Origin of the sequence: Pseudoalteromonas prydzensis (assembly GCF_011050055.1) — a bacterium.
In the GTDB taxonomy this organism is placed as follows: domain Bacteria; phylum Pseudomonadota; class Gammaproteobacteria; order Enterobacterales; family Alteromonadaceae; genus Pseudoalteromonas; species Pseudoalteromonas prydzensis_A.
In genome coordinates, this window is the sequence record NZ_DRGM01000210.1 from 73,260 (window position 1) to 88,177 (window position 14,918).

Below are 14,918 nucleotides of genomic sequence, written 5' to 3' on the forward strand. Positions count from 1 at the left end.
TTTTAAGGGGCTCATACAAAGAGCCCGCTTAAACCAGCTCTGGCCATTGAATTGCTTTATTGTCTTTGCCATTTTTACAGCTCAGTGGATCATTTCCTTGATAGTTTTTACACCCCCAAAACGACCCTTTAGCACTTTGCCGTAACACCATCTCAGCGCCGCATTTATCACAAATAGGCTGCATGTGATTGCACGACTGATTAACGCATAGTTTAAACCCTGTATAACGGCTGCGGGTCATTGGGCTTTGGCACTGCTGACAGGGATTTTCTTTATGCTCGCAACGCGGAAATAACGAACAGCCGTAGAATGGCCCAAAACGTCCCGTTTGCTTTTTTAAGACCCCAGTATCACAGCGCATACAGTTTATATCTGCGATATGTAATTGCTCAACATCACTGGTAAATTCATCCAGTTCGATGTCATGTTCAGCAATTAACTCCGAGACAAAACAACTACTATTGGCCATATCAGCAATGATGTAGGCGCGCTGTTTTGCCCGCGTTAGGGCAACGTAAAATAACCGCCGTTCCTCAGCAAATGCGAAATCTTCTTGCTCGGGCAGTAATGCATCAATAATGGCGGGCGTTACTTTTTCACAGGGGAAACCATGTTTACCTTTTTGTAAGCCGATGATCACTACATGATCGGCCTCTTTACCTTTCGCTGCATGAAAAGTCTGCGACTGAATGTTTAACAGCGGATACTTCACTTGCATGGCTTTAATATCTGCATTAGTAGGTAGTTGAAACCAAAAGCGGGCTAAAAAATAGACCGAGGTTGGTTTACACACTGTGCCGCAAATTGCATTAAGCACATCATCTATCGCGCCATTGGCAAGCTCAGGTAGCTCGCTGTGATAATGATTTAAAGTAGTCGGCGCTTTATTGCCGCGTCTTAATATTGATATCGCAGGCTGAGCTACTTGAGCCAAAGACGTGATGGTTTTATTAAGCTGCGCGGGATTTTTACTAATAAATGCTGAGGCAACTTCACCAATTTTATTATTAAAACGAAAAGTAACATCCAACTGCGCTTGGCTGGTAAAACCAAAGTGCTTGGTAAACTCAGTGGTTAACTTTATATCTGCGCCGCTAAATCGGTAAATCGCTTGCCAATCATCGCCCACAGCAAATACTGAACAACCTTTGCGGCTATCACGTAGCGCTTTAACTAATCGCGCTCGTGCATGTGATATATCCTGAAATTCATCAACCATAATGTAACGCCAGGGCGATACAAATTGCCCTGACTCTACATAGCTAATTGCTTTGCTGATCATGTCTTCAAAGTCTATTTCACCACGCTGCTGCAAGTAAGCGTTGTAGTTAGATATAATTGGTTTTAATAGCGCCAACGCTTGCGTTGTTTGCTTGGCATCAAGGGAGCGTTTAATGACATCAACTTCATCGGCATCAGTTAAATAAGCCGCCTTATATAAACTAAGCAGTTGACTAAATAACGCAGCTAATACGGTGATCCTGCCAGTTTCTTTTAAGCTTTCGAGCAGTGATTCTACGGGCAATATCTGCGTTTGTATGTTCGCACTTAAAAGCGCTTGTTCAAGTTCACTTAACAGCTTGCCTTGTTTATGTTGCCCATAAGTCAAAGCTATACAGTGAGTGTTATTACTGGCATGAGTGGTATTTTTCCAATCAATTGCGCCATGGTATTGCGCTTTATCAATGTAAGGCGCCGTATTGCCAGCTTCATCAATGCCGTAATATTCAATGTAAATGTCGTACTCAGGTAAGTAAAAATCAGGCTTATATTGGCTGCGTTCAATGGTTTTTACGGCAATTTTATAAGGCGCTTCGTAGTGATAATCTATACCGTGATAAAACAGCCAATTAGCAATATATAACTCACCAAAGCTTTTTACCTTGTCGCCCTTTAGACTACGGATATCGTTATCATTTAAGTAACTGTAGTAATCACCTAAGGTTTTAAAATCAAATTCGTTTTTTTCAACATAATAGTATTTACTAAAATAATCTAAAACCAGACGACGATACTCAGCACTGTTTTCAATCATTGCTTCAAAGCACTGCTGCACCCATTTTTCTTTCGCTTGTTCGTCTTCTGCAAATACACTCATACTCGGTTTAGCATGTTCAACTTGTGAGATAATCGCCAAGCCAACACTATGAAACGTAGCGGCTTTTATTTTATCGGTGGCGAGCTTATTTTGGATCCGCTGATCCATTTCATCGGCAGCTTTGCGACCATAGGCTAACAATAAAATATCACTGTAACTTGCCTGCTGGCTTTGCACTAAAAACCCAGCCCTGCCAATCATAACACTGGTTTTACCGGTGCCAGCGCCCGCCAATAACAAGTTATTATCGTCATCAATCACACATGCTTGTCTTTGACTTAGTGTTAATGGATTAGCTTCAACACTGTCAAAAAAAGCGTGGTGTAAGTTAAGTTGCTTAGTCACGTATTTTTGTTGTAGATACTGCGTAAGTGCAGCATCCCAGTTTGCATATTGCTCTAATACGTTTATTTTTTTATCCACTAAAACAAATGCGGGGCTGTTTTTTATCCACGGTAACCAACGATCATGCTCTTGCTGCGCCAACCGCTGAATACGACTAACATAGGACTGGCGTAAATATCGCTGCTTGACCAGTTTTGTTATTTTATTAAGAAAAGTATCAAGCTTAGCGACATTCGCGTTCAGCCAACACCGTTCAAATTCAGCTTGAAATTTACGGTGAACACCATATGCCAGCAGCGAAAATGTATAATTTTGTTGCGCCGTAACAAAAGAAATCGTTTGCCCAAACAAACCGTAAGCAAACGACGGCGGTGCCTCCAACTCACTCCAACTTATTTGTGTGGTTGAGTTGCCTTGGCGAATAGTCAAAATATGGTGATCAAACGCCAACATGGCTTTAGTAGCAAACATCCTGCCAAACAGACTAACTGGAATAGAATTCATTACTGCTGAATTCCTAAATGAAAAGAGTGAATTAGCGCTATTTTAAGTTAATCCGCAGAATAAGTGTGAAAATAACAGCAATTATTTTAGCGCAGTTTTTCATCTGGATTTAAAAAGAACATTTTTTTCCAGCCTTGGTTTTGTGTGGTCATTAACCATGGGTATGGCAGCAGCGATAAAATAGCGTAATGCACATGAGGTTGTTTACCGGCCGCATTACCCGTGTCTCCTAAGCTACCAATCACCTCACTGACTGCAACATAGTCTCCTGCACTTACCGAATAACTTTCTAAGTGGGCAAAGTAATGCAGTCGCCACTTAGGCCCAAGTAATGCCACCACATTACCACCACGCTTTAGCTCACCAGCGTAAACAACAATACCACTGACAGATGACACCACTGGTGTATGTTTTTTGCCAAAAATATCGATGCCTTTATGCACACCTGATTTCCCCCATGGGGCGTACCAAAAGGTGTTGTGATGCCAATCATTTGCTGTAGCACCTTTGACTGGGATCACTATTTTTTCAGGTATGAGTAGCCCAATAGCAAGTAAAATAACCAGTGTTAGTCCCACATACTTCATCACTTTCATTGTTCATCCCTTGCAAACGTTTAACAATAAAACGGCCCGCTATTAGGTTTATACTTGTGCAACCAGCCACTCACACAGCTCATGGGTTAAGCTATCTTTTTTAAGTTGTAATTGATCAACTTGCTTAGTTTTAACCGCCGTTAGCCATGCCTCTAGCATTGACTCAAAGCCGCGCTTATAAAGCGTTGTTTGCCAATCATTTTGCATCGCGCTCTGCTGTACTCCATTTACCATGTAAGTCATATTAGTTAACGATTCAATCCGCCATTTTTCATTCAAAGCTGTTATTTCAACCACTTCCTCATTGCAGCCACTTAACCTGTCCATAGCACCTTGAAATAACCGCCCTTCAAACTCAAAGCTAACATGAATAGCTGCCAAGAATCCTTGTGGATCAAGCTGTGAAAACAGCTGTAACTGAGTAAGTTGATCAAAACGCTCTACATTTGCAAAGTGACATAAGCTATCAACCACATGGATGAAGTCATCAAAAATAAATGTGCGCGGCTGTGCAGGTAAATTCAAGCGGTTTTTTTGCCATTTAAGATGGCGTATCTGTGGCTTTGCAATGTCAGCCATTATTGGTATAAAGCGGCGATTAAAACCTAAAAATAATGGTGTATTCTGTTTAGTTGCTAACTCAACTAGTTGTGTAACTTCACTAAAACTATACGCTAAAGGCTTATCTACAAACGTGGCAATTTTTTGCTCAAGCGCTTGCTTTGCAAACGTAAAGTGAGACTCAGTATTAGTGTGGATCATCACCCCATCGGGCTTACACGCAAGTACATCTTGGTAATCTGTAAAGTATTTTTCTACCCGATATTGCTTTGCCAACTGCGTTAATGTTGTGAGGTTTCGTGTACAAAAAATAGGATCGATCTGCGCATGTTGCGTGGCAATCGGTAAATATGCTTTTTGTGCTATATCCCCAAGCCCTACTAAAGCGATTGTCAGCTGACTCATTTTACTGCCTTACTAGATAAAGAAAACCCAAATATAGCATACCAAGTTATTATTTAGATTGATAAAACAACTACAAATTTGAAACAATCTTGCTAAATAATTTATACCAAAATGACGCAAATAACCGATTGTTTTACTTAACTGATCGCTCTAAATAAAATGTTGGCTGAATATGCAAATATAACTTTACTTGTGTTCAAAATCGGCTTAAATTCGCCGCAAAATTAACCAATCAAAAATAATTGCCAGCCATTAAAACACTCCAACGCAATTATTTATGCCCTTTACATCGGATACTTTAATGGTTGAGCTCACAGCAGATCATAAACCAAATAACCCACTTGCGCCTGTTATTGGTTTGTCTTTTTTTGCTATCGCATCAGGCTTTTTAATGAGCCTAATTCCTTTATCATTGAGCGCCTTTGGGCTTGATAATGAGCTTGCCTCATGGCTGGCCAGTGTGTTTTATCTAGGCTTGTTAATTGGTGCTTTTTTTATTGAGCGTATTGTTACAAAAATAGGCCATCGCCATGCCTTTATGGCATTTCTAGGTTTATTAATTTTCAGTGTTGCAGCGCAACTGATTTTACCTAAAGCCAGCGTGTGGCTTTTCGCCCGCTTTGTGGCAGGTATTGCCGTCGCTGGCGTATTTGTGGTGGTTGAATCCTGGTTACTCATGACCGACACAGCCAAAGCCCGAGCAAAACGGTTAGGCTTGTATATGACATCCCTTTATGGTGGCAGCGCCGTTGGTCAACTGGCTATCGATCCACTTGGCACCAGTGGCGCACTTCCCTATTTGTTTGTTATTGCTCTGTTATTTTTAGCGATGTTAGCACCGCTACTGATTAAATCAGGGCAACCGCAAAGTCAGCACTCGCAAAAGCTGCAATTAACGGAATTAAAAAAGCTCAGTCGCCCAGCAATTTTAGGCTGCTTAGTATCAGGATTAGTACTTGGGCCAATTTACGGTTTAATGCCAGTATATATCGCAGCCCAAACTGAACAGGCCGCTTTCACTGGTACATTAATGGCGGTGATCATTTTAGGCGGCATGCTAGTACAACCGCTGGTGAGCTATTTATCTACACGAATGGCAAAAAGCTTATTAATGGCACTGTTTTGTTTATTTGGCGCGATGGGCGTAGTTGGTATTATGCAAGCTGTGCACTTCAACGTATTAATGGCGAGTTATTTTATTTTAGGGGCTGCAAGTTTTGCACTCTACCCCATTGCCATCACCTTAGCCTGTGACGCGTTGCCAATCGAAAAAATAGTCTCAGCAACAGAAATCATGCTACTGAGTTACAGCTTTGGCTCGGTCTTTGGACCTTTGCTTGCTGCCAACCTATTTGCTTCAACTCACGGCATTATGTTGTATTTAGGCGGCTGTTTATTCACCACCTGTATTTATATGCTGATCAAAAGCCTTAAAGGTATCTCCACTGACAATACCCCAGTGGCTGGATAATGAAAAACAAAAACCCCATACTGATATGCCCAGTATGGGGTTTTTTAAAATACTTTGCTTTTATAACAACTATCTATAAAGAAAGGTTTTCTTTAGCCCGCGCTAGGTTATGAGAAACCATTACACTATCTGCTATTTGCGCTGCTTCATAAAAATCAGAAAGACCAGCCGCATCATTGTTTGCCATCATACGAGACACACCGCGATTACTAAATGCAAATGAGGTTAACTCACGCACTTTCATTCTTGGCCCATCACTTTGCTTTAACAAGGCAATTGCTTTTGTGCAAATAGCTTCAGCTTGCTCATAATTTTTTGACTTCACATTTAATGCGCAACTATTAAATGACTCTTCTAATTGCAAAGGTGCAGTCTCTTGCTCGATAACCACTAGTTTGTAATCACTCTGATCAGCCATAACAGCCGCTGAGCAAGTAAATAATGAGCAAAGAGCAATGGTTTTGATAAGTGTACGTTTCATGATTATATTCCTATTTGGTTACGTCGTATCTGTTGCCGACAATTAAACTTTAGTGCGTTGGGGCAATCTCGACAAACGATAAAAATAAACCTAATAGGTGAATAAAATTAACTTATAGACTTTAGTCTAATACCATGTGATGAATAATTGATAACAAATAAAACTGCCTCCAGTTAAACCTATCAAAGTAGCATTTTTGTTACCAAATTGATAACTTATGAATTTACATATACACTCAGCTATCTCTAACTCCCTATGTACTTTAAAACACTTATTCGGAAGTAATCATGCTGTCAAAATGCTTAGCTTTTACATTGTGGATGTTAATTTTGTTCAACCTGGCAGCCTGTGGTTCTGGCACTACAAGTGATAAGCCAAAGCAATCAACGCAACCCGAAACGACCAACCCAGTTGATAATAGCGCTCGCGCAGATTACCGGGTGATTATTTATGGTAACAGTCACAGTGCACAATTAGGCTCAATACTTAAAATACTTGTCACTAGTCAACTGCCAAACAGTACAATTGAAACAGTAACAATAAGTGGCTGGTTTTTAGATGAGATTGTCGCCGTTTCTGGAAATTTAGCACAATTGCAACAAAGCAGTTGGAGTCACGCTATATTTCAAGGACAAAAATACTCCCAATCCGGAACTACAAACTATTCAACAGAAGCAACGCAGCGTTTAATCGCAACCGCGAAGTCAAACAATATCATGCCTATTTTATTCCCAGAGCATCCTCAACGTGGTAACCCTGCTGAAGCAGAGCGTGTCTATAATTTACATCAATCGATTAGCCAACAAGAACCAAGTTGTATTGCGCCAGTAGGTTTGGTTTGGAACCGCTTATTAGCTGTTATGCCAACAGCTAAGTTGTATAATGCTGATGGAAACCATGCCTCATATGCAGGTAATATACTGACTGCAATGACCTTTTATGAAATTATCAGCGGTGAATTAGCCGATGCAATCCCCTATACTTCGGCTCTTGAATTAGATCAACAGCAACAAGCTCTGTTTGGGCAAATTGTCACTCAAGTGCTTGCAGAACACCCAGCTTGCCCGACCCCTTAACAAATGGCTTTTATAACTACCTGATTGATAAATAGGGAATTAAATAGGTTGCAAGACAGTCTATTTAATTCCCAGCTATGCTGTAATTATCATCCGATTTTATAAGGTAGTTACTTAATCCAACTCATAACTAATCGATTATTGTTCATTTTACGTATTACCTGCAAAGGTATAGGACCTTCTTAAAAGGCAAGGAACAATTATGTTTTCATTTTTTAAAAAAGACCCGTTAAAACAACTTAATAAACAATACAGCGCAAAGCTTGAGCAAGCGATGCAATCGCAGCGAAATGGCGATATAAAAAGCTACTCGCAACTAACCTTTGAAGCGGAGCAAATACTCGATAAAATTAAAGTCATTGAAAGTAAAATCTCTTAAATACAAAATCTTATCAGTGTCACTTGTTTTTTGATAACAGCACGTTATTGCAGTGCTGTTATCAAGCATGGACAATAGAAAACTTTAAACCACTAAAGTAAATATGCCTGTATGAATTTTGTAGTTAAAGTGCTTTTAAAACCCGATCTTTACGGGGTAAATAATAATCATCGTAATCAAGGGATACGATAACCCGCTTTGCTCTACCAAGTAATTCAGCTCTGGGGACTAAACCAATGACTCTAGAGTCAGCGCTATTATCACGGTTATCGCCCATTGCTAGGTACATGTTTTCAGGAATGATAACAGGTGCAAAATTTTGCATTGCAGAGCGCTGTTTAGACAACTCAACGGCGTGCTTTATACCATGAAGATTCTCTATCTCTACGCGATTTATAGCGGTTTCACTCACTGGATCATAATTTAATTTTTCACCATTGATCACTAACTGATTATCTACCAAAGCAACGCTGTCACCTGGCACACCGATAACCCGTTTTATCAAGCGATTTTGCGCTGCAACAGAATCAAATACGATAATATCACCCGCTTGCGGCTCGGCTAGTTTCAGCAATGAAATTTTCGTAAATGGCACTCGTAAATCGTAGGCCATTTTATCTGTAAAAATACGGTCTCCTTCAACAATTGTCGGTTTCATCGACCCTGTAGGCACTTCATACCAGTCTGCTACTGCGCTTCTAAAAACACACATAAGCGAAATAAACACGATTAGGGAGCGGTTATTTTTCCATATTTTATAAAGGTATTTCATTGTGTTGATCCATTCAATTTACTAGGGCGTGTTGACCTTTCAGGATTAAAATTTGTTCAAACTAGGGGCGATTTAATCGCGGCGCGAGATTTGTAACCTAGTGGGCTAAGTAAAAATCGAGCAACAAAGAGTTAATCGCCCCTAGGAAGAACCCGAAGGGCAGCGCGTGTTTGGCATTGATGCTGCGTTATCGCCTATTTATGGGGAACAACCACACTACATAGGCTCTGCCTTGCCTAAATACCAAACACACTGCTGCAAATTTAACCTCGAAAGATAAACACGCCCTTGTGTTAGATAGACAAATTCTGCACCTATCCGTTCAGTTAACTTTGTAACAAAGTATGTCTTTGTTCTACTTAAAATAAACAGTTAATACCACTCGTTTGTCGTAGTGATTTTTAATCTATTTTAAAGGATACTATTTGGAAACAAATAATAATTACTACAAAATATATGGAAATTACTCAAGCCAAACCAAGCCAGAATAACAAAACCAAGTTTTGTTTAGATTTATTACCTGGCAAAATAATTGATATTCAATTTACCAACCCATTAACAGTCAGGTTTAAATTAACCTTGATTGGCTATGAGGCAGGAAAATACTTAATTTTAAAGTACCCTCCTCAAGCAAAAAACAATCAATATAGCGATGTGTTAAAAGAAGGTAATGGCGCGATAGTACGTTACATTGTTGAAGGTGAACGGGGGGAGTGTGTGGCATTTTCAACCACAATTTTAGCCATTGCATTTCGACCAGAAAAATTAATCTACCTTGCTTACCCTAAACAAATTGAAAGCCGGCAACTGCGAGAAGTAAACCGATTACAAACCCACATCCCAGCAAAAATTAGTATCAACAAAGATCAACATTATGACAGCGAAAACCTACTGCAAGGGATCATCATTGATATTTCCGCCACCGGCTGTCGCTTTACCGTGCACGTTAACTCTGGATTTTTAGCCCTAAAAAAACGCCAAGTATTCGTGCACTTACTATCCCCCATCGACAATGAATCTGTAGTGATCAGTGCTCATATTCGTAATAATCAAATGCAAGGCAACCGTTTAAATGTTGGGATTGAATTTGCAGAGTCAGAGCAACAAAAAATGCATAATTTACTGGCCGCTTACGCAATTGATATTGGCCAATAATGCTACTTTAATAAACGCACAAGCAGTCATTTTTGGTTAGTTAAAACTATACGTTAGTGGCGGGAAACCTTATCAACAGATCAGCTTAAGCGTCTTTATGAGACTATTACCATGTATTTAAATGAGCACTTGATAAATATGAAATTGATTAAGCCAAAGAGCATCACTTAATAGAAATGATGAATTGGTTTTCTGATGAACAAGAGCTACAAAATTGGTCGGGTCCAAATTTCAGGTATCCATTTAATTTATCTTCGTTTAATGACTATCCAGAGCAAATCCCCTTAGCCAATTGCTTATATATGGTTAAAGCATAGTTTCAGCGGTTTAATACTATAAATTACTGAAATCACCTGTCAGCTCTACTTCTATTACAAACCAAAGCTGACAGCTTAAAAATCAACGCTTATTGATTTTTATACTGCTGTTTGGCTTTTTCAAGCTCACCATCGGCAATACCTAAAGACGCTGCGGCTTCTTTAATTAACTGTGGCTGAGTCATTACCAACCCCATTAACGCTTGCAGTTTCTCTGGTGGAATACCAAGCTGCTGCACAAGCGCCATTGCCATCATTGGGTTTTGGGTAAATGCTTGAAAAAGCTCATGCACTTTTTCGTCGCTGACGTTATGTTCTTGCAATGTTGCTATAATTGGGTTCATATTTTTGCCTTAAATCGCTTTTTAGTTACGCACAGTTATATGGGCAAATTGCTGGTTTTAAACCTGCACAATTGAATTACTGAACTTCTAATACCACTTTTCCGGCATTTTCGTTACGTTCTAATATTTCATGGGCTTGAGCAGCCTGTTGCCATGGTAGCGTTTTATAAATATTAAAATCAAAGCGTTGATTGGCAATATCATCATAAAACTGTGCAACAAACTGATCCCTAAGTTGGCGTTTAAATGCTTGGCTGCGGTTACGAAGTGTTGAAGCATGAAAGGAAATTCGCTTTTGCAATAAACGACCAAAGTCTACTTCTGCAAAGCGACCATCTAAAAATGCTAACATAATGATTTGGCAATCCATTGCGGCAATCTCAGCATTTTTATTTAAATAGCGCCCAGAGACAGGATCAACAATGACGTTGGCTGTTAACTGATGGTGTTGCATATATTCAACAAAGTCATTGCTTTTATAGTTGATGGCGTGATCGGCACCCAGCTCTTTAGCATGCTGGCATTTTTCATCACTGCCTGCGGTGATCACCACCGTTGCCCCAACACGTTTTGCCAATTGAATAGCCGCGCCGCCTACTCCACTGGCACCGGCATGAATAAGTGCAGTTTGCCCTTGTTGTAAATTACCAAGCTGAAACAGTGCGCCAAAGGCAGTTAAATAGACTTCACTGATTGCCGCACCTTGCGCCATAGTGAGACTCTCGGGTAACGGCATCAGTTGGCTTGCATCCACAGCCACATATTCGCTGTATGCACCGCCGGCGCATAAAGTAAACACTGCTTGATTAAGCCAGTTGCTATCTGCCTCAGCACCAAGCTCTACCACAGTACCTGCGCACTCAAGTCCTAAAATGGGGCTATCGCCTTTTGGGGCGGGGTACTTACCTTGGCGCTGCATGCAATCGGCTCGGTTGACCCCTATTGCCGCCACTTTTACTAATACCTCATGAGGCTGCAATGATGGTTTGTCTGTTTCGCTTAAGCTTAGTTGCTGATCGTGATGAGATATAAATTGCATTGTGGCTCCTAGCTAGGTTGGCTAAATTTAATCGATTTTACGCCATACTTCGGCTTCCACTAACTTACCATTTTCAGTTAAAGAATGATGCCATAAATTACCCTCAATTTTGTAATCAAAAGCCATGCTTTTACCCAGTAACGAGGGGATATTGCCATACGCAAATGTTTCAACAAACTGTTGGTTTTTCAGGGTATACTTGCCGCCGCCAGCATAATGGAATGCACCGTTTTTTTGCGTAATGTAGTTAAAGTGGGTGGCGGTAATTAACTTAATTGACGTAAGCTCAGGTGCTTTAGCGGTTACATAGCCCTGCTCTACCGCGTATTTTCCTTCTACAAATTCCCAACTGCCGAGTAGCGGGTTAGCCAAAACCAGAGGAGAGGCAACTAATAACCCCGTTAAAATCAGTGTTTTCATGGTATGTCCTTTGATGTTTTTTTATATTGTTTATAAATTGTACCTGTTGCTGTAAAAAACACCTATCAGACTTGTGGCTAATTTATCCAAATCGCCAACTCTGTTTGTAAGGGTAAACATCATACACGTAGCCGGCATTAATTTGCGTTTGACATTGCTGCCAAAACTCAGGGCTGAATAAGTCGTTATGCTGCTCACTAAAATAGTTGAATGCACGCTGATCAGCAGTAAAAAATACCTTAAATTGACTAGGAAACACGTCATTCTCGGCAACATCAAAATAGCTTTCATTACTGAGTTCATCAAAGCTATTTTCACTGCTGGGTAATTGCCGAAAATGACACTGTGTGAGTGGGCAAATCTCATCATAATCATAAAATACCACGCGCCCCCAACGGGTAACGCCAAAATTTTTCATCAGCATGTCACCGGGGAAAATATTCGCCCCCGCTAAGTCTTTAATTGCTTGACCATAATCATGCATTACCTTCTTCAATTGGTTATCATCACACTGATTAATATATAAATTAAGCGGGGTCATTTTACGCTCCACATACACATGTTTAAGTACCAATGCTTTGTCTGCAATCGACATACTACTGGAAATGTTAGCGTGCATTTGCGCAAGTAGCTGATCACTAAAACGACTTAAATCAAACGCCAAATAACGAAACTCATGGGTATCGACCAAACGCCCCACTCTGTCGGCTTGCTTTACAAAATCATACTTCGCCATAACTTGTGCTTTGGTGGCTGTTTTTGGTGCATTAAACTTATCTTTTATCACCTTATACACATAGTCAGAGCCTGGGGTGGTAAATACCAGCATCACCATGCCTGGCGTACCTGGAGCGGTAATATATTTATCCTCAATTGGGCTATTTTTTGTGGTGTCTACCTTGTAGCGATAAAACTCTGTTTTGGCATGTTTAATAAAGCCAATGGCATTAAATAGTTCAAAGCGTTGTTTATGAGGCATCAGTACAGATAAGTAATCAACATAACGCGCAGGTTGATCGGTATCGACCATAAAATAAGTGCGCGCAAAGCCAAATAATAAACTCAGTTGATCGGCTCCCATCATTACTGCATCTAGCTTTAAGCCGTCATCTGTATTTAAAATGGCGATTGCAAAGGGCATATTATCGCCATTTTTAGCAATGCAACGGCCAATCACATAACAGGCTTTATTTCTAAAAAACAGTGAATTAGCGTATTCAATATAGCCGTCATTCAAATTCATTAATTCATACACTTGGCGGCACTGCTGCTTTGCGCCTAGTCTGAGCGTAGCTTGTAAATTATCAATATCTTTAGCTAAATCGGTAAATTTAACCCGAAAAGCTTGGCGGTAAATAAGTTGCTGCACTGCGTGGGTAAAGCCAGCTTGTAAGGAAATACGGCTCACTAACTTATCAAATGGCCGTGGCTTGGCGCGATATTTGGCTTTTAGTACAAACAAATGCACAGTGCGAATTTTTTTATCGTCCCAAATCGAGCCAAAGGTCGAATTAAAAAAAGTATGCGCAATCGGCTGGTTTTCATGCTCAGCAACCATTTGCCCATAAATGTGTTTTGCCCGTTGCCAAAGTAGTGGCTCGTGCAGTTCTTGAAAAGCAATGATCCGCACGGCTTCACTGACATTTTTAACTTGCCGTTCGTAGACTTGTAATCGCTCGCGCATTGCTGACTGCACAGCTTGCCATTGCTGTTGCTCAAAACGACTTTGCGCCCCCAGCGTGATATTTAAAAACTCTGCAAACATGGCTTCAAAACCTGCAAATACCGCACGGGCTAATTTAGTTGCAATCACTTGTTGTAGCGCGTTTTCTTGCTCAATTAATAAGGGAGTTTGCGGCTCTAATTCAGGCATATTTTTATCACTTATGGCGACTATTTATCATTATAGGTTTACACACCTTAGCAAGCAGGCTTTAATTTAGGTAATTAATACAGCGAATGAATAAGATTGATCAAATGAATATACGTAATGTCGATCTCAACCTGCTGGTGTACTTAAATGTACTCATAGATGAGCAAAATGTCTCTAAAGCGGCGAATAAACTGGCTCTCACTCAACCTGCGATGAGTAATGCCCTGAAGCGTTTACGTGATTTATTTGATGATCCTTTGTTGGTACGCGCCGCAGGCTCTATGACTCCAACCGCAAAAGCGCTGAGCTTAAAGCCTGAAATTGAGGCTTTATTAAAGATGGCCGAAGCGATCACTCAACCCAGTGATATTTTCGACCCTAGCACTGCGCAAATGACCTTTCGCATAATGGCCAACGATTACTTAGAATCAACCTTAGTCGCTCCTTTTATCACCGCGCAACTTAACAAACACCCAGGGCTTAATTTTGATGTGCTCAGCCCAAGCGATGTGAGCCTACAAGATATGGAAAAAGGCACTATAGATTTAGCTATCAATCGCTTTAATGGCTTGCCCCGCTCGTTTCACCAAGCCAGTGTGTGGCGTGACAATTACTGTTGTTTAATGCACCCTGCAAACCCTTATTTAAAACAGCCTGATTTAGCGCAGTATTTAGCGAGTGAGCATATTTGGGTTAATCGTGCCGGTTGGGGAGCAGAAGCGGCAGTGACCAATAAATCGGGCAGCCAAAAACTCGGTTGGGTAGATGAAGCATTGTGGCAACTTGAACAAACCCGTCATATTCGGGTGTTTACTCGCCACTACATGGTGGCCAGCTTGCTCTGCCAATCGCCGCAGCTAATAGCCACCCTGCCACGGCGCCAAGCTATGTTACTTACAAAGCACACTGAGTTAGTCATAAGCCCCGTGCCATTTCAAATTGTGCCTATTGAAGTAAAAATGCTCTGGAGCCCGCTACTTCACCATGCCAGTCCTCATCAATGGTTACGCCGCGAATTATTAGCCTTTGCGCAAACCATTGCTGACAGGTAACTAGCAAACGCGATTCAATGTGGTTTACAT

At 40.7% G+C, this 14,918-nt stretch carries 14 protein-coding genes; 5 read left to right on the forward strand and 9 right to left on the reverse strand.

Features of this window, described 5'->3' with window-relative positions; translation table 11 throughout:
• Nucleotides 1–28: 28 nt before the first annotated feature.
• From ENH88_RS21670 to ENH88_RS21680, 3 genes are all read right to left on the reverse strand, one after another.
• A complete protein-coding gene (locus tag ENH88_RS21670) occupies nt 29–2,947 on the reverse strand; it encodes a UvrD-helicase domain-containing protein (RefSeq protein WP_304185527.1) in 2,919 nt (972 codons plus the stop codon).
• Nucleotides 2,948–3,033: 86 nt separating this feature from the next.
• Entirely contained in the window at nt 3,034–3,543 is a 510-nt protein-coding gene (locus ENH88_RS21675) for a M23 family metallopeptidase (protein WP_304185530.1), read from the reverse strand.
• Between the two features lie 48 nt (nt 3,544–3,591).
• Nucleotides 3,592–4,509, reverse strand: a complete 918-nt coding sequence (locus tag ENH88_RS21680) for a Gfo/Idh/MocA family protein (protein WP_304185532.1) — start codon at nt 4,507–4,509, stop codon at nt 3,592–3,594.
• Nucleotides 4,510–4,810: 301 nt separating this feature from the next.
• Between ENH88_RS21680 and ENH88_RS21685 the strand changes: the two genes are divergently transcribed.
• The gene (locus ENH88_RS21685) at nt 4,811–5,980 is read left to right on the forward strand and encodes an MFS transporter (RefSeq protein WP_304185533.1); all 1,170 of its coding nucleotides are present in this window, start codon (nt 4,811–4,813) and stop codon (nt 5,978–5,980) included.
• 73 nt (nt 5,981–6,053) lie between these two features.
• Here the strand turns inward: ENH88_RS21685 and ENH88_RS21690 are convergent, their stop codons facing one another.
• Nucleotides 6,054–6,461 carry a hypothetical protein gene (locus tag ENH88_RS21690; RefSeq protein WP_304185534.1) on the reverse strand — a complete coding sequence of 136 codons (408 nt, stop codon included), beginning with the start codon at nt 6,459–6,461 and terminating at the stop codon, nt 6,054–6,056.
• Nucleotides 6,462–6,748: 287 nt separating this feature from the next.
• Here ENH88_RS21690 and ENH88_RS21695 point away from each other — a divergent pair, with 287 nt between their 5' ends.
• Both ENH88_RS21695 and ENH88_RS21700 read left to right on the forward strand, forming a co-directional pair.
• A complete protein-coding gene (locus ENH88_RS21695; RefSeq protein ID WP_304185535.1) occupies nt 6,749–7,537 on the forward strand; it encodes a hypothetical protein in 789 nt (262 codons plus the stop codon).
• Nucleotides 7,538–7,739: 202 nt separating this feature from the next.
• Nucleotides 7,740–7,916 carry a DUF6435 family protein gene (locus ENH88_RS21700; RefSeq protein WP_304185537.1) on the forward strand — a complete coding sequence of 59 codons (177 nt, stop codon included), beginning with the start codon at nt 7,740–7,742 and terminating at the stop codon, nt 7,914–7,916.
• Nucleotides 7,917–8,040: 124 nt separating this feature from the next.
• On the opposite strand, the gene lepB is transcribed toward ENH88_RS21700, so the two are convergent.
• Nucleotides 8,041–8,688 (reverse strand): signal peptidase I, encoded by a 648-nt coding sequence (lepB, locus tag ENH88_RS21705; RefSeq protein ID WP_304185538.1) that lies wholly within the window; start codon nt 8,686–8,688, stop codon nt 8,041–8,043.
• 456 nt (nt 8,689–9,144) lie between these two features.
• On the opposite strand from lepB, the gene ENH88_RS21710 reads away from it, so the two are divergent.
• Nucleotides 9,145–9,843: a flagellar brake protein gene (locus ENH88_RS21710; protein WP_304185540.1), complete on the forward strand. Its 699-nt coding sequence runs from the start codon at nt 9,145–9,147 to the stop codon at nt 9,841–9,843.
• 406 nt (nt 9,844–10,249) lie between these two features.
• Here ENH88_RS21710 and ENH88_RS21715 read toward each other — a convergent pair whose 3' ends face one another.
• The 4 genes from ENH88_RS21715 to aceK all read right to left on the reverse strand — a co-directional run bounded on the left by ENH88_RS21715 (nt 10,250) and on the right by aceK (nt 13,836).
• Entirely contained in the window at nt 10,250–10,504 is a 255-nt protein-coding gene (locus tag ENH88_RS21715; protein WP_304185542.1) for a DUF2999 family protein, read from the reverse strand.
• A 76-nt stretch (nt 10,505–10,580) separates the two neighbouring features.
• A complete protein-coding gene (locus ENH88_RS21720) occupies nt 10,581–11,543 on the reverse strand; it encodes a zinc-binding dehydrogenase (RefSeq protein WP_304185544.1) in 963 nt (320 codons plus the stop codon).
• 27 nt (nt 11,544–11,570) lie between these two features.
• Nucleotides 11,571–11,963 carry a hypothetical protein gene (locus ENH88_RS21725; RefSeq protein WP_304185546.1) on the reverse strand — a complete coding sequence of 131 codons (393 nt, stop codon included), beginning with the start codon at nt 11,961–11,963 and terminating at the stop codon, nt 11,571–11,573.
• Nucleotides 11,964–12,045: 82 nt separating this feature from the next.
• Complete coding sequence (gene aceK, locus ENH88_RS21730) at nt 12,046–13,836, reverse strand: bifunctional isocitrate dehydrogenase kinase/phosphatase (RefSeq protein WP_304185547.1); 1,791 nt, start codon at nt 13,834–13,836, stop codon at nt 12,046–12,048.
• A 104-nt stretch (nt 13,837–13,940) separates the two neighbouring features.
• On the opposite strand from aceK, the gene ENH88_RS21735 reads away from it, so the two are divergent.
• The gene (locus tag ENH88_RS21735; protein ID WP_304185643.1) at nt 13,941–14,888 is read left to right on the forward strand and encodes a LysR family transcriptional regulator; all 948 of its coding nucleotides are present in this window, start codon (nt 13,941–13,943) and stop codon (nt 14,886–14,888) included.
• Nucleotides 14,889–14,918: the final 30 nt, after the last annotated feature.